The following is an 18,080-nucleotide window of genomic DNA, read 5'->3' as shown; positions in this document are numbered from 1 at the left end:
CTCGGAGGTTAGGGCGATTTGCCCGGCCCCGCGGCCGTTCCACTGGACTGATGTCCTCCATTCCTCTGGTTTCGGCGCCCTGCTCGCGGCCGGAAGGATTGGTGGTGGACCGCACCGTGGGGGAAGTGGTCCAGCGAGAGGCGCGCCGCTCCGCTCCGTTCCGCCGCGGACGGAGGACACTGACCGGGGACCGGTCCTGGGGGTCTCGGCACACCGGCCGGGTGCGGCGCTCCTCTCCTCTCGGCTCCGCTCCTCCCCCTCCGCGGGAGGTCCGGATACGAGACCGGTGCGTCCGGGTCATGTCTCCGGCGCCTGCGTCCGGTAGAAACGGGGTGTGCCCCCCTCGTCCCCGCCGCCCGAACCCGCGCCCGGCACGCGGGTCGGCCGGTTCCTGCTGCTCGAGCAGCTCGGCCAGGGCGGCATGGGCGTGGTCTTCCGCGCCCGCGAGGAGAACCTCGGCCGCGAGATCGCGCTCAAGGTCATCGCGCCCCTCTTCGCGCACGACCCGGAGTTCCGCGAGCGGTTCACCCGCGAGGCCCGCGCCCAGGCGTCGCTGGAGTCGGCGCACGTCGTCACCGTCTACGCCCACGGCGAGGAGGACGGCTACCTCTACATCGCCAGCCAGCTGATCCCCGGCGGCGACCTGGGCCAGATGATCCGTGACGAGGGTCCGCCCACGCTCGTCGAGGCCCTCGAGGTGATCGAGCAGGTCGCGAGCGGCCTCGCCGACGCGCACGACGCCGGACTGGTGCACCGCGACATCAAGCCGGGCAACGTCCTGGTCCGCCGCCGCCCCGGCTCGATCCGCGCCTATCTCGCCGACTTCGGCATCGCCCGGCGGATGAACGCCGACGCCACGAGGTTCAGTACGACGACCGCCGGCACCCCCTCCTACATGGCGCCCGAGCTGCACGGTGGCGCGAAGGCGGGCCCGTCGACGGACATCTACGCCCTCGGGTGCGTGCTCTGGGTGGCCCTGACCGGCACGCCGCCGTACCAGGGGATGTCGGAGTTCCAGCTGATCGCCGCCCACGTGCGCGAGCCGGTGCCGCAGCTCGAGGGCGACAGCGCGATGGTCCACGCGACCAACCGGATCCTGCGCACCGCCATGGCGAAGGAGCCCGCCGAGCGCTACCAGTCCGCGGCCGAGATGGGCAGCGACCTGCAGGCCGCCCTGCGGCTCCCCGTCACGCCCGGGGCCGCCGTGCCCGAGGGCAAGGGTGCGACTGCGTTGCGGCCGGCGGTGCGGCCGGCGGTGCGGCCGGCGGTGCGGCCGACCGGCGCGCGCCCGGCACCCACCCCGGCCCCTCCCGCCCCGCCGGCTCCTCCGGCTCCGGGCGCCACGACACCCCCGCGGCCGCCCTCGGTCCCGCGGCCCACGCCGTCACCCGACCCGTCCCCGGCGCCGCCGGCGTGGCTGAGCTCGACGCCGACCCCCCGTCGTACCCGCCGGGGGCGGACGTGGTGGATCGCCGGCGGCGTCGCCGCCACGGTCGCCCTGGCCGGCGGCATCGCCGCTGCCCTGCTGACCGGCGGGGACGACGACCCCGGCGGGAAGGGTGGCGACGACTTCCTCGCCCTGCAGCCGAAGGAGATCCTGCAGGCCGCCGAGAAGGACATGTCGGTGGTCCGCAACGCCCGCATCCGCGGCCAGTTCGCGGACGGCGGCGACACGATCACCGTCGACGTCACCGCCACGACCAGCGGCGACTGCCGGGGCACGATGAAGTCCGCGTCGTCCGGCGGCACCGCCGAGATCCTCCGGGTCGACGAGACCGTCTACCTCCGCGCCGACCGGGCGTTCTGGAACGCCAGCACCAGCGACCCGACCACCACCACGCTCATCCTCGGCGTCATCGGTGACAAGTGGGTGGCCGAGAACAGCCTGCTGGAGAGCACCGAGGCCTTCTGCGACCTCGACGAGTTCCTCGAGCGCGACGGTCGCGAGGACGCCACCGCCACCGAGGTCGGCCAGAGCTCCGTCGGCGGGGAGAAGACCGTCCGGATCGAGCAGAAGGAAGGCTCGCAGCGGGAGGTGCTCGACGTCCGGATCGACGAGCCGCACTACCTGATGCGGATCGAGGAGAGCGACGTCGACCACTTCGAGTTCTCGGACTTCGACAAGGACGTGACGATCGAGAAGCCCGCGGACGGCGACGTCTTCCCGCTGCAGGAGTACCTCGACACCATCGAGAAGGGCCTCGGCGCCCTGCCCGGCGCCGAGGAGTCGCCGTCGGGGGCGCCCTCCGAGTGACTCCCGGTGAGCCGCTCGCGGTTTGCGTCATACGAAGGGAGCGTCGGGGCGACCGTTTCGTATGACGTCCGGCGGTGGCGGCGGCCGGGGTGGGTTTGCGTCATACGAGTCGAGCGTCGGGGCGACCGTTTCGTATGACGTCCGGCGGTGGCGGCGGCCGGGGTGGGTTTGCGTCATACGAGTCGAGCGTCGGGGCGACCGTTTCGTATGACGTCCCGCGGCGGCGGCGGCCCGGGTGGGTTTGCGTCATACGAGTCGAGCGCCGGGACGACCGTTTCGTATGACGTCCGGACACCGCCGCGCACCACCGCCGCGCACCACCGCCGCGCACCACCGCCGCGCACCTCCGCCGCGCGCCACCGGCGCCGACCCTCAGGCGTTCTCCTTCTTGAAGACCGCCGTCCCCCACCAGACCGCCAGGCCGAAGAGCACGAACGTCCAGCCGACGCCCCACAGCATCGAGCTGTCGAAGTCGCCGAAGAAGGACGCGCGGACCGCGTCGACGACGTGCTTGATCGGCATGAAGTCGCTGAGTCGCTCGAGCCAGCCGGCGCCGAAGCTCATCGGGAGCAGGATGCCGCTGAGCAGCAGCACCGGCATCATCACGACGTTGATGATGGGCGCCATCACGTCCTCGCTCTTCGTGGTCAGCGCCAGCGCGTTGGACGCCGCGGCACAGGCGCCGCCGAGCAGCAGGGTCAGTACGACGCCGACGACGATGCCGCCGACCGAGGTGTCCATCCCGAGCACGAGGCCGAGTACGACGAGGATCACCGCCTGCACGAAGAGCTGCAGCAGGTCGCGGTAGAGCCGCCCGAAGAGGAGGGCCGAGCGGTGGGCCGGGGTGACCCGCTCGGCCTCGATGACGCCCTCGCGCCACTCGCCGATCAGGGAGAAGCCCGCGAAGAAGGCGCCGAAGATGCCGAGCTGGACCAGCATGCCGGGCACGAACCACGTGTACTGGTTGCCGCCGAGCTGCTCGATGACCGGCTTGAGCAGCGGCCCGAACAGCAGCAGGTAGAGCACCGGCTGCAGCATGCCGATGATGACCCAAGCGGGATTGCGCAGGTTCATCCGCAGCTGGCGGTTGAACACGATCCACGACTCGCGGAGGAAGGTCGTCATGTCAGGCTCCTTCGGGGGCGGGCTCGGTGGCGCCGGCCGCGCCGGCTGCGTCCGCGGCGTCGGCGGCCGCCTCGGCGTCGCGCAGCGAGCGGCCGGTGAGGGTCAGGAAGACGTCGTCGAGCGTGGGCCGGACGACCTCGATCGACTCGAGCGCGACGCCGGAGGTGTCGAGGTCGCGCAGCAGGCCGGGCACGGCCTTGCCTGCGCGGGCGACCCGGCCGCGGACGTGGTGGCCGTCGACCTCGACCTCGCCACTGATCGTGGCGAGCTTGTCGCGCGCGATCGCCACCTGCTCGTCGGTGCTCACCTCGAGGTCGACCAGGTCGCCGGCGACGGCCGCCTTGAGGTTGTCGGCCGTGTCGCTGGCGACGATCGTCCCCTGGTCGATGATGACGATCCGGTCGGCCAGCGCGTCGGCCTCGTCGAGGTAGTGGGTCGTGAGGAAGACGGTCGCGCCCTCCTTCGCCCGCAGGTCGGCGATGTGCTGCCACAGGTTGATCCGCGCCTGCGGGTCGAGGCCGGTGGTGGGCTCGTCGAGGAAGACGAGCGACGGCGAGTGGATGAGGGCCATCGCGATGTCGAGGCGTCGCTTCTGGCCGCCCGACATGTTCTTCGGCATCCGCCGCCACAGCCCCTCGAGCTGCAGCTTGTCGAAGAGCTCCTCGCCCTTGGCGACGGCCGCCTTCTTCGACATCCCGTAGAGCATCCCGTGGTCGACGACCTCGTCCCCGGCGTAGGCGCCGGAGAACGTCGAGCCGACCTGGGAGCAGTACCCGATGCTGCGCCGTACGTCGACGGGGCGGGTCGCGACGTCGTACCCGGCGACGCGTGCGGTCCCGGCCGTCGGCGTGAGCAGGGTGGTCAGCATCCGCAGGGTCGTGGTCTTGCCGGCACCGTTCGGGCCGAGGAAGCCGACGACCTCGCCCTCCGCGACGTCGAGATCGACACCGCGGACGGCGTGCACCTCCCGCTTCTGCTTGCCCTGCCCGGTGTGGAAGGTCTGCACGAGTCCTCGTGCTTCGATCATCGTCGATCCCCTCGTAGTCAAGGTTGAACAATCCGAGTATTCAAACTTGAACACCTCGCTGTCAACACGTCGCCCCCGGGTACGACCGCACCACGCGGCCGGACTCATCGTCACCGGGTTTTGCGGTTCACCAACCGAATTTGTCGTGTACGTCGGCGCGCGACGACGAATTCGGTTGGTGAACCGCACCACCCGGCCGGCCCCCGGACGATCAGCGTCCGAGCAGGGCCCGGTAGCGCTCGCGGTCGGCGTTCATCTGCCAGCCCGGGTCGTCCGCGGGCGGCGTCCACGTCGTCGCGTCCAGCTGCAGCCGGCCGGCCCTCATCTCCTCGATCGTCTCCCGCAGCCACGCCAGCTCGGCCACGGCGAGGTCGAGCCAGAGCGCCACGCCGCGCAGGGCGTGCGGCGGCGCCGCGTCGGGTGCCGGGGGCTGGGCGAGGCGGGCGACGACCTCCTCGAGGGCCACCCGGCGTCGTACCAGGGAGCGCAGGGCACGGTCCGGCGGGACCAGGGGCAGCAGGCCGAAGGCGGCGCTGAAGCCCTTCCGGTCCGCGACGCTGACCTCCTCGAGGCCGGCGGTGACCAGTCGCTCCAGCTCGAGGCGTCCCTCGTCGGAGATCTCGTAGACGGCGACGTCGCGGCCGCCGTCGGCCAGGTCGTGGCGCACCAGCTGGCCCTGGCGGGTGAGCGTCGCGAGGCCGTTGTAGATCGAGCCCGGGTTGAGGTTGGCCCAGTCGTCGACGCTCCACGAGAGCAGCTCGCGGCGGATCTGGTAGCCGTTGACCGGCTCGAAGAGCGCGACCGCACCCAGCAGCAGCATGCGGGTGTCGGTGGAGGCCATGGCCGGATTCTATGAGCGGGCGGGAATGGTCACCGTCGGTCGTGGGTTGCGGCTGGTCGTGACGTCCTCCACCGCCGCTCCCGTGACCCGGGCGAGCGTCGGTCTGCGCAGCGACCGGGGTCCGATCCTCGCCTCGGTCATGCTGAGCACCGCGTTGGTCGCGATCGACACCACGATCCTGGCCACCGCGGTGCCCGCGGTCGTCGAGGACCTCGGCGGGTTCACGCAGTTCCCGTGGCTGTTCTCGACGTACCTCCTCGCGCAGGCCGTCACCACCCCGATCTACGGCAAGCTCGCCGACGTCTTCGGGCGCAAGCCGCTGATGCTGCTCGGGATCGGGCTCTTCGTGCTGGGGTCGGTGCTGTGCGCGCTGTCGTGGAGCATGACCGCGCTGATCGTCTTCCGGGCCGTCCAGGGACTCGGCGCGGGTGCGATCCAGCCGGCGGGCGTCACGATCATGGGCGACATCTACTCGGTGGCCGAGCGCGCCGTCGCGCAGAGCTATGTCGCCGGGGTCTGGGCGACCGCCGCCGTCGTCGGCCCGACCCTCGGCGGGGTCTTCTCCGAGCACCTCTCGTGGCGCTGGATCTTCTGGATCAACGTGCCGCTCGGCGCGCTGGCCGCGGTCGTGCTCGCGCGCCGGTTCCACGAGACGGCGGCCGCCGAGGCCCGTTCCGAGCGGCGCCCGATCGACGTCGCCGGGGCCGTGCTGCTCGCCGCCGCTGCGGTGCTGGTGCTGCTCGGGCTGTTGGAGGGCGGCATCCGCTGGGCGTGGTGGTCGCCCGCCGGCGTCGCGATCTTCGCCTCCGCCGCCGTCCTGCTCGGCGCCTTCATCGCCGTCGAGCGGCGCGTCGCCGACCCCGTCCTTCCGCTCTGGGTCTTCCGCGACCGAGTCCTGAACGCTGCGACCATCGGCGCCTTCGTCGTCGGCATGGTGATGCTCGGCGTCACCTCCTACGTCCCCGTCTACGCCCAGCGCGTCCTCGGGGCCGGCGCCATCGTCGCCGGTCTCGCCGTCGCCGCGCTCGCGATCGGCTGGCCGATCGCCGCCAGCACCGCCGGCCGCGTCTACGTGCGCTGGGGCTTCCGGCCGTGCCTGCTCGCGGGCTCCGTCTTCGGCCTGGCCGGCACCGGCATCGTCGCGCTCGTCGGACCCGACAGCCCGGTGTGGCTGCTCGCGCTCGGCTGCCTGGTGCTCGGCCTGGGCCTGGGGTACGTCGCCAGCCCGGGCATCGTGGCCGCCCAGTCGGCCGTCGCGTGGCGCAACCGCGGGGTCGCCACCGGCACCAACATGTTCGCCCGCTCGGTGGGCAGCGCCGTCGGCGTCGCGGTCTTCGGTGCCGTCGCCAACGGCGTCGTCGCCAGCCGCGTCGGCGGTGGGCGCGCGGCGGGCGAGGTGGACCTGGAGGCGCTCCCGGTCGCCGTGCTCGACCCCGCCCTGCACGCGGTCTTCGTGGGCGTCCTGCTGGCCTCGCTGGCCCTGGTCGTGGCCGGCCTGGTGATGCCGAACAGGTTCGAGCCGGCCTCGGAGTGAGCGGTCCCCGCGACCAATGCGCGGGCGGGTTTTCTTGTGCGCGACGACAACGACCGCACATGTGACTCGCGAGTAGGATCGCGCCCATGAAGCGTGAGATCTACGACGAGGACCACGAGGCATTCCGCGCATCCGTCAAGGAGTTCGTGGACCGGTCCGTGCTGCCGCACACCGACGAGTACATCGCCGCGAAGGCGCTCCCGCGCGAGTTCTGGCTCGAGGCGGGCAAGCAGGGCCTGCTGGGCCTGTGCATCCCCGAGGAGTACGGCGGCTCGGACGCCGGCGACTTCCGGTTCAACGCGGTGCTGCAGGAGGAGCTCGCGAAGGTCGGTGCGGCGTACCCGACCTGCCACGGCATCCACGCCGACATCACGGCGCCGTACATCGTCGAGCTGGGCACCGAGGAGCAGAAGCAGCGCTGGCTCCCGGGCGTCGCGTCCGGCGAGATCGTGCTCGGCATCGGCATGACCGAGCCGTCCGGCGGCTCGGACCTCGCGGCGCTGAAGACCACCGCGGTCCGCGACGGCGACTCGTGGATCATCAACGGCTCGAAGACCTTCATCACCAACGGCTACTCCGGCGACCTGTTCGTCACCGCCGTGCGCACCGACCCGGAGAAGGGCCCCAAGGGCATCACCCTGTTCGGCATCGAGGCGACCATGGAGGGCTTCTCGCGCGGCCGCAAGCTCGACAAGGTCGGCATGGAGGAGTCCGACACCGCCGAGCTGTTCTTCGAGAACGTGCGGGTCACCGACGCCGAGATCATCGGCGAGCTCAACATGGGCTTCATCCACATGATGCAGAAGCTGCCGCAGGAGCGCCTCGGCTGCGCGGTGGCGAATGTCGCGCACGCCAAGCAGATCCTGCTCGAGACGATCGAGTACGCCAAGGAGCGCCAGGCGTTCGGTGTCCCGATCGGCACCTTCCAGCACAACAAGTTCCTGCTGGCCGACCTGGTCACCCGGATCGAGGCGGCCGAGGCGTACATCGACAAGTGCGTCCTCAACCACTCGCAGAAGACGCTGACCGCGATCGACGCCGCCAAGGCCAAGTGGTACTCCTCGCAGGTCCAGTCGGAGGTCCTCGACCACTGCGTGCAGATCCACGGTGGCTACGGCTTCATGAACGAGTACCGCGTCGCCCGCGCGTGGCGCGACGCCCGCGTCACGAAGATCTGGGCCGGCTCCAACGAGATCATGAAGGAGCTCATCGGCCGCGACCTCGGCCTCTGAGCCCCTGCTGGCACCTGCTCCGGACCGGCCGTCTCCCTCGGGAGGCGGCCGGTCCGTGCTTCTCAGCAGCCGTCGTTCTCGGTCTCGATCGAGGTGAAGCAGAGCGTCGGCGCCACCAGCGGGACCTCCGTCGCGGTGCCGCCGGCGTCGTACGCGGTGACCGACGTGGGCTCGCCGGAGGGGAGCACGGCGGCATAGGTCCCGGCCACGACCGGGACGTCCACGTCACCGGCCGGCGTCGCCACCTGCAGTCGTACGACGGACGGGTCGGTCCGCCCGACCAGGGTCAGCGCGGTGGGCGAGTCGGTGTAGAGCACGACGTCGTCCCTCCGCTTCGACAGCTGCACCAGGCGCTGACGGCGGTCGGTCGAGAGGATGCAGCGCCCGAAGGTGCCGTCGGGAGCGACCAGCGCGGCCGCCAGGGTGCCGCCGCGGGTGGTCTCGGCGACCACCTGCCACGACCGCAGGTCGACGTGGGCCAGGTAGCCGCACTGGCGGAGCACTCCGGCCGGGGACGACGGCAACCGGTCCAGGTCCGGCCGACGCTCGGTCACGGCGTCGCCGGGCAGGGTGCAGGACGCGTCGTACGTCGTCCCGTCGAAGTCCGCCTCGAAGACCGTGATCAGCCCGGCACGTGTGGGGAAGCCGTCGATCCACGCCCCCGAGTGGTGCCACGCGGCGTCCGGGACCCCGGGCGCGGCCTGGTTCAGCATCGGCAGGCACATCGACTCGGCGTCGACCTTGTCGATGTCGGCGAAGGACACCTGCCCGGCGGGGCTGCTCACCACCGGCTGGTCCGCCAGCGGCCAGCCGAATCCCTCGATGCTGACCGTGCCGTCGTCGGGCGTGCCCACGATCCCGACGACCAGGTCGGGGTAGCCGTCCTCGGGACCGCCCGCGCCCACGGCCGCGGCGCGCGTGCCGGGGTCGCTGAAGTCGAGCGAGGGTGAGCCGTTGCTCGACGTGACGACAGCGGCGGTGCCGAGGCCGAGCACGGCCAGCACGCTCGCCGCGCTCAACGCGGTCGTGAAGGTGCGACGCCGGCGGACCCGGGCGCCGGCGGCGATCGCGGTCGTGGGGTCGGCCGGGGCGAAGCCCGGCGCGTCGGCCATCCGGTCCAGGCGGTGGCGCAGCTCGGTGTCCATCAGGAGCCTCCTTCGGCGGTGGGGGTGGCCAGCAGCGACCGGAGCCGGTCGAGCCCGCGTGCGGCCTGGGTCTTGACGGTGCTGGGGGTGCAGCCCATGAGCCGCGCGGTCTCCTCGACGGAGAGGTCGTTCCAGTAGCGCAGCACCACGGCGGTGCGCTGGCGTGGCGGCAGGGCGGCCAGCTCGGCGGCCAGCCCGTCGTCGTACTCGGGGGACGTCGCGGACGCTTCGGGCGGCCGGTCGGTGACGACCTCGCGCCGCCACGGCCGCCGGCTCTCGTCGATGGCGGCGCGCACGAGGATCTGGCGGGCGTAGGCGTCGACGGCCCCGCGGCGCTCGATCCGGTCCCAGGCGACGTAGAGCTTCGTCAGGGCCGTCTGCACCAGGTCCTCGGCCCGGTGCGGGTCGGCGCACAGCAGGTACGCCGTCCGCTTGAGGTCCACGGACCGCTCGGCGACATAGGCCGTGAACTCCCGGTCGCGCCGTTCGCGTGCTCCCACCACACCTCCTGTGTGTTCCGTCCTGTGCCCGTGGAGACGGAACGGGACGCCCCTGGGGACGACATGGCTGCCCATCTTTCCGCCCCGCCGTGGAATCGCGGTCGCATGAGGACCCGCTGATCGGGGATCATGGAGCTGTGAGCAGCGCGGACACGGAGATGGCAGGGGAGGCGATCGGCCCCCACGAGGACGAGCCCCACGGCACGGGTCTCAACGACCGGCTCAACTGGCTGCGGGCGGGGGTGCTGGGCGCCAACGACGGCATCGTGTCGACCGCGGGCATCGTGCTCGGTGTCGCCGGGGCCACGAGCGACCGGACGGCGATCCTGATCGCCGGTGTCGCCGGGCTCGCAGCCGGGGCGATGAGCATGGCCGCGGGGGAGTACGTCTCGGTCAGCACGCAGCGCGACTCCGAGGAGGCTCTGCTCGCCAAGGAGCGGCGCGAGCTGCGCGAGGACCCCGAGGACGAGCTCGCCGAGCTGGCCGGGCTGTACGTCGACAAGGGCCTCGAGCCCGACCTGGCGCTCGAGGTCGCGAAGCAGCTGACCGAGAAGGACGCGCTCGCGGCGCACGCCGAGGTCGAGCTGGGCATCGATCCCGACGACCTCACCAACCCGTGGACCGCCGCCTGGGCGTCGATGGTCTCCTTCACGCTCGGCGCGCTGCTGCCCCTGTTGACCATCCTGCTCTTCTCGCAGGACCTGCGGGTGGCCGTCACCGTGGCCTCGGTGGCGGCGGCGTTGGCGCTCACCGGATGGGCGAGTGCGCGCTTCGGCTACGGCCCGCCGCGGGCCGCGGTCGTGCGCAACGTCATCGGAGGCCTGCTCGCCATGGCGGTGACCTACGGCATCGGCCAGTTGGTCGGCACCCAGGTCTGATGACGCTGCGCGTCTTCGCGGCCGTGGTGCCGCCGCAGGAGGCCGTCTACCACCTCGACGCCTTCCTCGAGCCGCGGCGGGCGGCCGCCGACTTCCGGTGGACCCGCCCCGAGCAGATGCACCTCACCCTGGCCTTCATGCCGTCCGCGGGCGAGCGCAAGGTCGACGAGTACGTCGACCGGCTGGCCGAGTCGCTCGACGACGTCTCGGCCGGCGAGCTGGTCCTGGCGGGGTCGGTCGTCTTCCCCAACGTCAGCGAGGGCCGGGTGCTCGCCACCGGCGTGGCCGGCGACGCCGAGCTGCTCGAGCGGCTCGCCGTCCGGACCCGCAACGCGGCGGTCTCCTGCGGGATCGAGGTCGACGGCCAGCGCTTCCGGCCGCACCTCACGGTGGCCCGCACCGGTGGTCGGCCGACCGAGCTCACCAGCTGGGTGCGCCTGCTCGACACCTACGCCGGCCCCACCTGGGCGCTGTCGTCGGTCGAGGTGGTCGCCTCGCACCTCGGCGAGGGTCCTCGTCGTACGCCTCGCTACGAGACGCTCGCCTCGATCGTGCTCTGAGCCCCGAGGGCGGCGTCGATCCGGGCGGCGATGTCGACGACCGTCCCGGTTCCGTCGACCTCGCGGACCAGCCCGCGCGCGGCGTAGAGGGCGACGAGCGGGGCGGTCTGCTCGGCGTACACCTCCTGCCGGCGGCGGATGACCGGCTCGGTGTCGTCGGTGCGGCCCTCGAGGCCGGCGCGGCGGACCAGCCGCTCGACGAGCTCCTCGGTGTCGACCGCCAGCACCACGACGGCGTCGAGGGAGGCGCCGGAGGCAGCCAGCATCGCGTCCAGCTCGACGACCTGCTCGGCGGTGCGCGGGTAGCCGTCGAGCAGGAAGCCGCTCGCGCAGTCGGCGGCCCCGAGCCGTACCGCGACCATCGCGTTGGTGACCTCGTCGGGGACGTACTCACCGCGGTCCATGTAGCCCTGCGCGGTGACGCCGAGCGGGGTCCGCTCGGCGACCTGGCTGCGGAAGATGTCGCCGGTCGCGATCGCGGGGATGCCGTAGCGAGCCGCGAGGGCGGCGGACTGGGTGCCCTTGCCCGCGCCGGGCGGGCCCATCAGGAGGAGTCGCATGGCCGGACCGTACGGCGCGCGACGCTGCACCCACGTTGCCCCGGACGGACGAAGGGCCCGGATCCTCGCGGATCCGGGCCCTTCGTCGTACAGCTGTCAGGAAGGCGTCAGCCCAACGTCACCCCAGGGCCCGGACGATGTCCTCGACCCGGTCCTTCGCGTCACCGAACAGCATCTGGCTGTTCTCGCGGAAGAAGAGCGGGTTCTGGACACCGGCGTAGCCGGCGGCCATGGAGCGCTTGAAGACGATGACGTCCTTGGCGTTCCAGACCTCGAGCACCGGCATGCCGGCGATCGGGGAGGTCGGGTCCTCGGACGCGGCCGGGTTGACCGTGTCGTTGGCACCGATGACGAGGACGACGTCGGTGTCGGCGAAGTCGTCGTTGATCTCGTCCATCTCGAGCACGATGTCGTAGGGCAGCTTGGCCTCGGCGAGCAGCACGTTCATGTGGCCCGGGAGTCGGCCCGCGACGGGGTGGATGCCGAAGCGGACGTCGATGCCCTTGGCCCGCAGCTTCGCGGTCAGGTCGGCGACGGGGTACTGCGCCTGCGCGACCGCCATGCCGTAGCCCGGCGTGATCACGACGGACGACGCGCCGGCGAGGAGCTCGGCGACGGCGTCGGCCTGGATCTCGCGGTGCTCGCCGTAGTCCTTGTCGTCACCGGCGGGCGCCTCGATGCCGAAGCCACCGGCGATGACGGAGATGAACGAGCGGTTCATCGCCTTGCACATGATGTAGGACAGGTAGGCACCGGAGGAGCCGACGAGCGCACCGGTGACGATGAGCAGGTCGTTGCCGAGCAGGAAGCCCGACGCGGCCGCGGCCCAGCCGGAGTACGAGTTCAGCATCGACACGACGACGGGCATGTCGCCGCCGCCGATCGAGGCGACCAGGTGCCAGCCGAGCGCCAGCGCCAGCAGCGTCAGGACGCCCAGCAGGATGTCGGCCGAGGTGTTGTCGTGGGTGTCGAGCGAGACGTAGACCGCGGTCAGGATCGCGAACACGACGAGCGAGCCGACGTTGATGAAGTTCTTGCCCGGCAGCATCAGCGGCGCGGACTTCATCTTCGCCGACAGCTTCAGGTTGGCGACGATCGAGCCGGTGAAGGTGACCGCGCCGATGAAGATGCCGATCGCGACCTCGGCCTCGTGGATGTTGACCAGGCTGTCCAGCGACTCGTGCGAGCCGAGGACGTGGCCGTTCCAGCCGATGAGCACGGCCGCGAGGCCGACGAACGAGTGGAGCGCCGCGATGAGCTCCGGCATGCCGGTCATCTCGACGATCTTCGCGCGCCACAGGCCGATCGCGCCGCCGACGGCGATCGCGGCCAGCATCAGGATGATGACCAGGGCCTGGTCGTCGACGTACTCGCTGACGTCGATGACCCCGGCCACCGTCGCGACGAGCGCGACGGCCATGCCGACGATGCCGAAGGTCAGGCCGCTGCGGGCCGACTCGTGGCGGGACAGGCCCGCCAGCGACAGGATGAACAGCAGGGCAGCGACGATGTACGCCGCTCCGGTGATGGAGTCGATATTCATGGTCAGGCTCCCTTGCTGAACATCGCGAGCATGCGGCGCGTGACCGCGAACCCACCGAAGACATTGATCGAGGCGAGCAGGATCGCGACCACGGACATGCCGAGCACCAGCTTGTCGTCGGTGGCGACCTGCACGAGCGCACCGACCACGACCACGCCGGAGATGGCGTTGGTGACCGACATCAGCGGCGTGTGCAGCGCGTGCGCCACCTTGCCGATGACGTAGTAGCCGATGACGATCGACAGCATCAGCACGGTGAAGTGGCGACGCAGCTCGTCGGTCGGGGCCAGGGCGTTCACCAGCCAGAACAGGCCGATCGCGCCGAGCACCAGGCCGACCTTCGTGCCGGCCGACATCGGAGGCTTGGCCTCCTTGACGGGCGCGGCGGCGGCCGGAGCGGCAGCGGGCGCGGCCGAGACCTGCACGGCCGGCGGCGGCCACGTCGACTCGCCCTCCTTGACCACGGTGATGCCGCGCTGGACGACGTCCTCGAAGTCGAGGCCCAGGTTGCCGTCCTTCTCGGGGGTCAGCAGCTTGAGCAGGTTGACGATGTTCGTGCCGTAGAGCTGCGAGGTCTGCGCGGCGAGGCGACCGGCGAGGTCGGTGTAGCCGAGGATGGTCACGCCGTTGTCGGTGACGACCTTCTGGTCGGCGACCGTGCCGGCGGCGTTGCCGCCGTTGGCCGCGGCCATGTCGACGATGACCGAGCCGTTGCGCATGCCGGCGACGGTCTCGGCGGTGAGCAGCGACGGGGCCGGGCGTCCCGGGATCAGCGCGGTGGTGATGACGATGTCGGCCGCACGCGCCTCCTCGTCGTACATCGCGGCGGTCGCGGCGACCTGCTCCTCGGTCATCTCCTTGGCGTAGCCGTCGGAGGACTTCTCGGCGAAGAGCGTGGGGTCGAGCTCGACGAACTGCGCGCCCATCGACTCGACCTGCTCGGCGACCTCGGGGCGCACGTCGAACGCGCGCACCACGGCGCCCATCGCGGACGCGGCACCGATCGCGGCGAGGCCGGCGACGCCGGCGCCCACGACGAACACGCGGGCCGGCGGGATCTTGCCGGCGGCGGTCACCTGGCCGGTGAACATGCGGCCGAACTCGTGCGCGGCCTCGACGACGGCGCGGTAGCCGGCGACATTGGCCATCGAGGACAGCACGTCCATCGACTGCGCGCGCGAGATCCGCGGGACGGCGTCCATCGCGAGGGCGGTGACACCCTGCGCCTGGAGCCTCTCCAGCAGCTCGGGGCTGCGGCCCGGCGCCATCATCGAGATGATCGTGGCGCCCTGCCGGAGGCGGCCGATCTCCTCGTCGGTGGGGGCGTTGACCTTGACGACGACGTCGGCGGCCCACACCTCCTCCGTCGTACCGACGCGGACGCCAGCGTCGACGAACGCGCTGTCCGGCTGGTCGGCGTGGACGCCGGCGCCGGACTCGACGACGACGTCGTAACCGAGGTTGGTCAGTTGGGATACGGTCTTGGCGGTTGCCGCAACCAGGGTCTCGCCCGGTTTCGACTCGCGCGGGATGCCGATGAGCATCGAGCCTCCAGCGTTCAGTGGACACAGTGGGGTGCCCGGGGTCCGGGCACAGCGCTGGTCAAACTACACAGGGCTCACGGGTTCACGGGCGCCGTCTTATGTGTGACGTACATCTATGCGGTGCAACCGTGTGCAGCGCTCGACGCGCTGTGATCGATCCAATCGGGAGCTCTCAGCCGGCGGCGATGCCGTAGAGCCGGTCGCCCGCGTCGCCGAGGCCCGGGACGATGTAGCCCTTGTCGTTGAGGCGCTCGTCCATCGCCGCGGTCACGACCGTGACCGGGATGTCGAGGTCGGCGAGCTCCGCCTCCAGCCGCTCGCAGCCCTCCGGCGCAGCCAGCAGGCAGACCGCGGTGATGTGGTCGGCGCCCCGGTCGACGAGGAAGCGGATCGCCGCCGCGAGGGTGCCGCCGGTCGCGAGCATCGGGTCGAGCACGTAGCACTGGCGCCCGGTCAGGTCGTCGGGCAGCCGCTCGGCGTAGGTCACCGCCTCGAGCGTCTCCTCGTTGCGGACCATGCCGAGGAAGCCCACCTCGGCGGTCGGCAGCAGCCGCATCATCCCGTCGAGCATGCCGAGCCCCGCCCGGAGGATCGGTACGACGAGGGGCCGGGGCGACGCGAGCCGGATGCCCGTCGTCGGGGCCACCGGGGTGACGATGTCGGCGGCCTCGACCCGCACGTCGCGCGTCGCCTCGTAGGCGAGCAGGGTGACCAGCTCGTCCGCGAGCGAGCGGAACGTCGGGGAGTCCGTCTCCTTGTCGCGGAGGACGGTCAGCTTGTGGGCGACGAGCGGGTGGTCCACGACCAGGGTGCGCATGGCAGAACCCTAGATGAGACGGACTTTCCCTTCGAGGCGGTGACCGGGCGTAATTCCTCTGGCCCCACGGGGCTTCCCGTGTCACGCTTGCTGCATGTCCGCAGCCGGCCCGGCCACCGAATCGGTCGACTTCGCGCTTGCCGCCTACCGCGAGGAGGGCGTCTGGCAGCTCGCCGAGCTGACCCCCGACCACGCGACCGACGTCGAGACCCTCGTCTCGGCGCTGCGTCGCTTCCCGGGCGACGGCGGTGTCGTCGGGCTGGTCGCGGTGGAGGAGGACTTCTTCGTGGTGGTCCGCGTCTCCGGCCAGCAGACCCGGGTGATGCTCTCCGACATCACGGCCGCCTCCGAGTGGGAGCTGGCCGCCGAGGTCGTCGAGCACCTCGGCCTCCCCGCCGTCGACGACGAGGACGACCCCGAGCCGGCCGGCGACCTCGAGCTGCTCAGCGACCTGGGCGTCGACGCGATGTTCCTCGCCGAGGTCCTCGACGACGACGAGCTCTACCCCGACGAGATGCTGTCCGAGATCGCCCGCGGCATGGGCTTCGGCGAGCTCTTCGACGACGTCGTCGGCCTCACCTCCGCGTGAGCGCGGAGACCCCCTGGCTCCCCGGCATGCGGGAGGCGCTCCAGCACGCCCGCGACGCCGGTGACCTCGGTGACGTCCCGATCGGCGCGGTCGTCCTCGACGAGGACCTCCGGGTGATTGGCGCCGGGCGCAACGTCCGCGAGCAGGACGGCGACCCGACCGGCCACGCGGAGGTCGTCGCGCTGCGCGCGGCGGCGTACACGCGGGGGGAGTGGCGGCTCTCGGGCTGCACCCTGGTCGTGACCCTCGAGCCGTGCACGATGTGCGCCGGCGCGGCCGTGCTGTCGCGGGTCGACCGCGTCGTCTTCGGCGCGTTCGATGAGAAGGCGGGTGCCGTCGGGTCGCTGTGGGACGTCGTACGCGACCGTCGGCTCAACCACCGCCCCGAGGTGCTCGCCGGGGTCCTCGCCGAGGAGTCGACCGCGCTGCTGGACGCCTTCTTCGCCGCCCACCGGGGATAGTCCCTGACGAAAAGCACCGGAACGGGACTGATTCCGGTGCTTTTCGTCAGGGACTACCGTGCCGGGGCCGATGAGTCCGGGCCCGGGAGCCGGTCGGTACCGGACATGACGACCCTCGATCTCGGACCTGCCACCTCGACCCTGGCCGACCTCGTCGCCTCGGTGACCGACGAGCAGCTGGCGCTGCGGACCCCGTGCCCGGAGTACTCCGTCGGCGACCTCGTCGACCACGTCGGTGGCCTCGCCGTCGCCTTCACCGGCGCCGCGCGCAAGCAGCCGGTCCCCGGCTCGGAGCAGGGCGGCAGCGGCGACGCGTCGCGCCTCGAGCCCGGCTGGCGCGACCGGATCGCCGCCGACCTGAAGGAGCTCGCAGAGTCGTGGCGCGAGCCGGCGGCGTACGACGGGATGACGGCGGCCGGCGGCGTCGACCTGCCCGGTGACGTGGCGGCGGCGGTGGCCCTCAACGAGGTCGTCGTCCACGGCTGGGACCTGGCGACGGCCCTGGGTCGGCCCTACGACGCGACGGACGCGGACGTCGAGGCGTGCCTGTCCTTCGCGCGGCCGTTCTCGACCCCCGAGGCGGCGGCGGGCCGGGGGCCTGCCTTCGGCCCGGTGCTGCCGGTGCCGGCGGGCGCGACCCCGCTCGTCGAGCTGCTGGCGCTGCTCGGTCGCCGCGCCTGAGGGCGACGGAGTCGGTCACCGGGCCGCTGCCGGGAGTCGCAGGCGGACGGGTAAAGAAAACGCCGTTCCGCGGCGGAGTGGCGGGTGAGGGAGGAATGTCGTTTCGTCCCCCACTCCCCTCCCGGAGGTTCTCCCATGCCCACCACCTCACGCCGGTTCGCCGGCCTCTCTCCCCTCGTCGTGGTCCTCGCGGTCCTCGGCATGCTCGCCGTCGGCACCGGAGGCGCGGTCGCCGGCGCCCTGATCACCGGTGCCCAGATCAAGAACGGCACCGTCACCGGTGTCGACATCAAGGACAACAGCCTCACCTCGACCGACGTCCTCGACGAGACGCGCGTCTGGGGCAAGGTCTCGACGGCGACGGGACCGTTCACGTCGTCGACCTGGACGCCCGTCGTGAGTCGTTCGCTGACCGTGAGCAAGGCGGGCTTCCTGCAGGTGACCGGCGACCTCTACGCCGAGGACCTCAACGGCACGGCCGGTCTCGGCTCGCTCTTCTACTCGATCAAGATCGACGGGAAGGTCATCAACCTCGGCAACTACCGTCGCCTGCAGTACGCGTCGGAGAACTCCGAGAACCACGGTGCCAACGGGTCGGCGACCGTCACCGTGCCGGTGGCCAAGGGCACGCACACCGTCGCCCTGGTGGTGAGGGAGACGAGCACGGGCAGCTACCTGTACGGCGGCAGCATCAACGCCGCCTACGCCCCGGTCGGCAGCGGTCCGGTCACGTACCTCGCCCCGCGCACGGTGCCGCGCAGCACCAACCACTGAGGGTCTCCCCCCGCA

The 18,080-nt window shown here is 71.7% G+C and carries 18 protein-coding genes; 9 read left to right on the top strand and 9 right to left on the bottom strand.

The features are described from left to right. Positions 1-334: 334 nt before the first annotated feature. Positions 335-2,254 (top strand): serine/threonine-protein kinase, encoded by a 1,920-nt coding sequence (locus BJ993_RS07520; protein ID WP_179648275.1) that lies wholly within the window; start codon positions 335-337, stop codon positions 2,252-2,254. Positions 2,255-2,626: 372 nt separating this feature from the next. Here the strand turns inward: BJ993_RS07520 and BJ993_RS07515 are convergent, their stop codons facing one another. The 3 genes from BJ993_RS07515 to BJ993_RS07505 all read right to left on the bottom strand — a co-directional run bounded on the left by BJ993_RS07515 (position 2,627) and on the right by BJ993_RS07505 (position 5,247). Next, a complete protein-coding gene (locus BJ993_RS07515) occupies positions 2,627-3,379 on the bottom strand; it encodes an ABC transporter permease (RefSeq protein ID WP_179648274.1) in 753 nt (250 codons plus the stop codon). A gap of 1 nt (position 3,380) precedes the next feature. Then, the gene (locus BJ993_RS07510) at positions 3,381-4,406 is read right to left on the bottom strand and encodes an ATP-binding cassette domain-containing protein (protein ID WP_179648273.1); all 1,026 of its coding nucleotides are present in this window, start codon (positions 4,404-4,406) and stop codon (positions 3,381-3,383) included. A gap of 211 nt (positions 4,407-4,617) precedes the next feature. After that, positions 4,618-5,247 (bottom strand): PadR family transcriptional regulator, encoded by a 630-nt coding sequence (locus BJ993_RS07505; RefSeq protein ID WP_179648272.1) that lies wholly within the window; start codon positions 5,245-5,247, stop codon positions 4,618-4,620. Here BJ993_RS07505 and BJ993_RS07500 point away from each other — a divergent pair. Together BJ993_RS07500 and BJ993_RS07495 are read left to right on the top strand one after the other, a co-directional pair. Then, positions 5,246-6,781 (top strand): MDR family MFS transporter, encoded by a 1,536-nt coding sequence (locus BJ993_RS07500; RefSeq protein WP_257026834.1) that lies wholly within the window; start codon positions 5,246-5,248, stop codon positions 6,779-6,781. The two genes, BJ993_RS07505 and BJ993_RS07500, sit on opposite strands and share 2 nt — an antisense overlap. An 86-nt stretch (positions 6,782-6,867) precedes the next feature. Then, on the top strand, positions 6,868-8,013 hold the full coding sequence (locus tag BJ993_RS07495) for an acyl-CoA dehydrogenase family protein (protein ID WP_036549077.1): 1,146 nt from the start codon (positions 6,868-6,870) through the stop codon (positions 8,011-8,013). Positions 8,014-8,075: 62 nt separating this feature from the next. Here the strand turns inward: BJ993_RS07495 and BJ993_RS07490 are convergent, their stop codons facing one another. Together BJ993_RS07490 and BJ993_RS07485 are read right to left on the bottom strand one after the other, a co-directional pair. Then, positions 8,076-9,158 (bottom strand): hypothetical protein, encoded by a 1,083-nt coding sequence (locus BJ993_RS07490; protein ID WP_179648271.1) that lies wholly within the window; start codon positions 9,156-9,158, stop codon positions 8,076-8,078. After that, complete coding sequence (locus BJ993_RS07485; protein WP_242530379.1) at positions 9,158-9,658, bottom strand: SigE family RNA polymerase sigma factor; 501 nt, start codon at positions 9,656-9,658, stop codon at positions 9,158-9,160. Before BJ993_RS07485 ends, BJ993_RS07490 begins: the two co-directional genes overlap by 1 nt. An 89-nt stretch (positions 9,659-9,747) precedes the next feature. Between BJ993_RS07485 and BJ993_RS07480 the strand changes: the two genes are divergently transcribed. Both BJ993_RS07480 and thpR read left to right on the top strand, forming a co-directional pair. Further along, positions 9,748-10,536: a VIT1/CCC1 transporter family protein gene (locus tag BJ993_RS07480; RefSeq protein ID WP_373366946.1), complete on the top strand. Its 789-nt coding sequence runs from the start codon at positions 9,748-9,750 to the stop codon at positions 10,534-10,536. Then, positions 10,536-11,096 (top strand): RNA 2',3'-cyclic phosphodiesterase, encoded by a 561-nt coding sequence (gene thpR / locus BJ993_RS07475; RefSeq protein ID WP_257026833.1) that lies wholly within the window; start codon positions 10,536-10,538, stop codon positions 11,094-11,096. Before BJ993_RS07480 ends, thpR begins: the two co-directional genes overlap by 1 nt. Here the strand turns inward: thpR and BJ993_RS07470 are convergent. The 4 genes from BJ993_RS07470 to upp form a co-directional block, all read right to left on the bottom strand. Continuing rightward, a complete protein-coding gene (locus tag BJ993_RS07470; protein WP_036549071.1) occupies positions 11,066-11,656 on the bottom strand; it encodes an adenylate kinase in 591 nt (196 codons plus the stop codon). The genes thpR and BJ993_RS07470 overlap by 31 nt on opposite strands. A gap of 118 nt (positions 11,657-11,774) precedes the next feature. Continuing rightward, a complete protein-coding gene (pntB, locus tag BJ993_RS07465; protein ID WP_179648269.1) occupies positions 11,775-13,199 on the bottom strand; it encodes a Re/Si-specific NAD(P)(+) transhydrogenase subunit beta in 1,425 nt (474 codons plus the stop codon). A gap of 2 nt (positions 13,200-13,201) precedes the next feature. Continuing rightward, complete coding sequence (locus BJ993_RS07460; RefSeq protein WP_179648268.1) at positions 13,202-14,743, bottom strand: Re/Si-specific NAD(P)(+) transhydrogenase subunit alpha; 1,542 nt, start codon at positions 14,741-14,743, stop codon at positions 13,202-13,204. Positions 14,744-14,915: 172 nt separating this feature from the next. Then, a complete protein-coding gene (gene upp, locus BJ993_RS07455) occupies positions 14,916-15,560 on the bottom strand; it encodes a uracil phosphoribosyltransferase (RefSeq protein ID WP_036549063.1) in 645 nt (214 codons plus the stop codon). 94 nt (positions 15,561-15,654) lie between these two features. On the opposite strand from upp, the gene BJ993_RS07450 reads away from it, so the two are divergent. The 4 genes from BJ993_RS07450 (at position 15,655) to BJ993_RS07435 (ending at position 18,065) form a co-directional block, all read left to right on the top strand. Then, the gene (locus BJ993_RS07450; protein ID WP_036549061.1) at positions 15,655-16,149 is read left to right on the top strand and encodes a tRNA adenosine deaminase-associated protein; all 495 of its coding nucleotides are present in this window, start codon (positions 15,655-15,657) and stop codon (positions 16,147-16,149) included. Between the two features lie 26 nt (positions 16,150-16,175). After that, the gene (locus BJ993_RS07445) at positions 16,176-16,610 is read left to right on the top strand and encodes a nucleoside deaminase (RefSeq protein ID WP_179652067.1); all 435 of its coding nucleotides are present in this window, start codon (positions 16,176-16,178) and stop codon (positions 16,608-16,610) included. Positions 16,611-16,715: 105 nt separating this feature from the next. After that, complete coding sequence (locus BJ993_RS07440) at positions 16,716-17,291, top strand: TIGR03086 family metal-binding protein (RefSeq protein ID WP_036549059.1); 576 nt, start codon at positions 16,716-16,718, stop codon at positions 17,289-17,291. Between the two features lie 135 nt (positions 17,292-17,426). Next, positions 17,427-18,065, top strand: coding sequence for a hypothetical protein (locus tag BJ993_RS07435; RefSeq protein WP_179648267.1), 639 nt, complete (start codon positions 17,427-17,429; stop codon positions 18,063-18,065). Positions 18,066-18,080: the final 15 nt, after the last annotated feature.

The sequence above is a fragment of the Nocardioides aromaticivorans genome (assembly GCF_013408525.1).
GTDB classification, from domain to species: domain Bacteria; phylum Actinomycetota; class Actinomycetes; order Propionibacteriales; family Nocardioidaceae; genus Nocardioides; species Nocardioides aromaticivorans.
The sequence above is the reverse complement of the archived record's forward strand: the minus strand, read 5'-3'. Positions and strand labels throughout refer to the sequence as shown.

Excerpts from the sequence above, each read along its gene's own strand:
- BJ993_RS07515 (WP_179648274.1), bottom strand. The coding sequence starts at position 3,379 with ATGACGACCTTCCTCCGCGAGTCGTGGATCGTGTTCAACCGCCAGCTG.
- BJ993_RS07510 (WP_179648273.1), bottom strand. The coding sequence starts at position 4,406 with ATGATCGAAGCACGAGGACTCGTGCAGACCTTCCACACCGGGCAGGGC.
- BJ993_RS07500 (WP_257026834.1), top strand. The coding sequence starts at position 5,246 with ATGGCCGGATTCTATGAGCGGGCGGGAATGGTCACCGTCGGTCGTGGG.
- BJ993_RS07505 (WP_179648272.1), bottom strand. The coding sequence starts at position 5,247 with ATGGCCTCCACCGACACCCGCATGCTGCTGCTGGGTGCGGTCGCGCTC.
- BJ993_RS07495 (WP_036549077.1), top strand. The coding sequence starts at position 6,868 with ATGAAGCGTGAGATCTACGACGAGGACCACGAGGCATTCCGCGCATCC.
- BJ993_RS07490 (WP_179648271.1), bottom strand. The coding sequence starts at position 9,158 with ATGGACACCGAGCTGCGCCACCGCCTGGACCGGATGGCCGACGCGCCG.
- thpR (WP_257026833.1), top strand. The coding sequence starts at position 10,536 with ATGACGCTGCGCGTCTTCGCGGCCGTGGTGCCGCCGCAGGAGGCCGTC.
- BJ993_RS07470 (WP_036549071.1), bottom strand. The coding sequence starts at position 11,656 with ATGCGACTCCTCCTGATGGGCCCGCCCGGCGCGGGCAAGGGCACCCAG.
- pntB (WP_179648269.1), bottom strand. The coding sequence starts at position 13,199 with ATGAATATCGACTCCATCACCGGAGCGGCGTACATCGTCGCTGCCCTG.
- BJ993_RS07460 (WP_179648268.1), bottom strand. The coding sequence starts at position 14,743 with ATGCTCATCGGCATCCCGCGCGAGTCGAAACCGGGCGAGACCCTGGTT.
- upp (WP_036549063.1), bottom strand. The coding sequence starts at position 15,560 with ATGCGCACCCTGGTCGTGGACCACCCGCTCGTCGCCCACAAGCTGACC.
- BJ993_RS07450 (WP_036549061.1), top strand. The coding sequence starts at position 15,655 with ATGTCCGCAGCCGGCCCGGCCACCGAATCGGTCGACTTCGCGCTTGCC.
- BJ993_RS07445 (WP_179652067.1), top strand. The coding sequence starts at position 16,176 with ATGCGGGAGGCGCTCCAGCACGCCCGCGACGCCGGTGACCTCGGTGAC.
- BJ993_RS07440 (WP_036549059.1), top strand. The coding sequence starts at position 16,716 with ATGACGACCCTCGATCTCGGACCTGCCACCTCGACCCTGGCCGACCTC.
- BJ993_RS07435 (WP_179648267.1), top strand. The coding sequence starts at position 17,427 with ATGCCCACCACCTCACGCCGGTTCGCCGGCCTCTCTCCCCTCGTCGTG.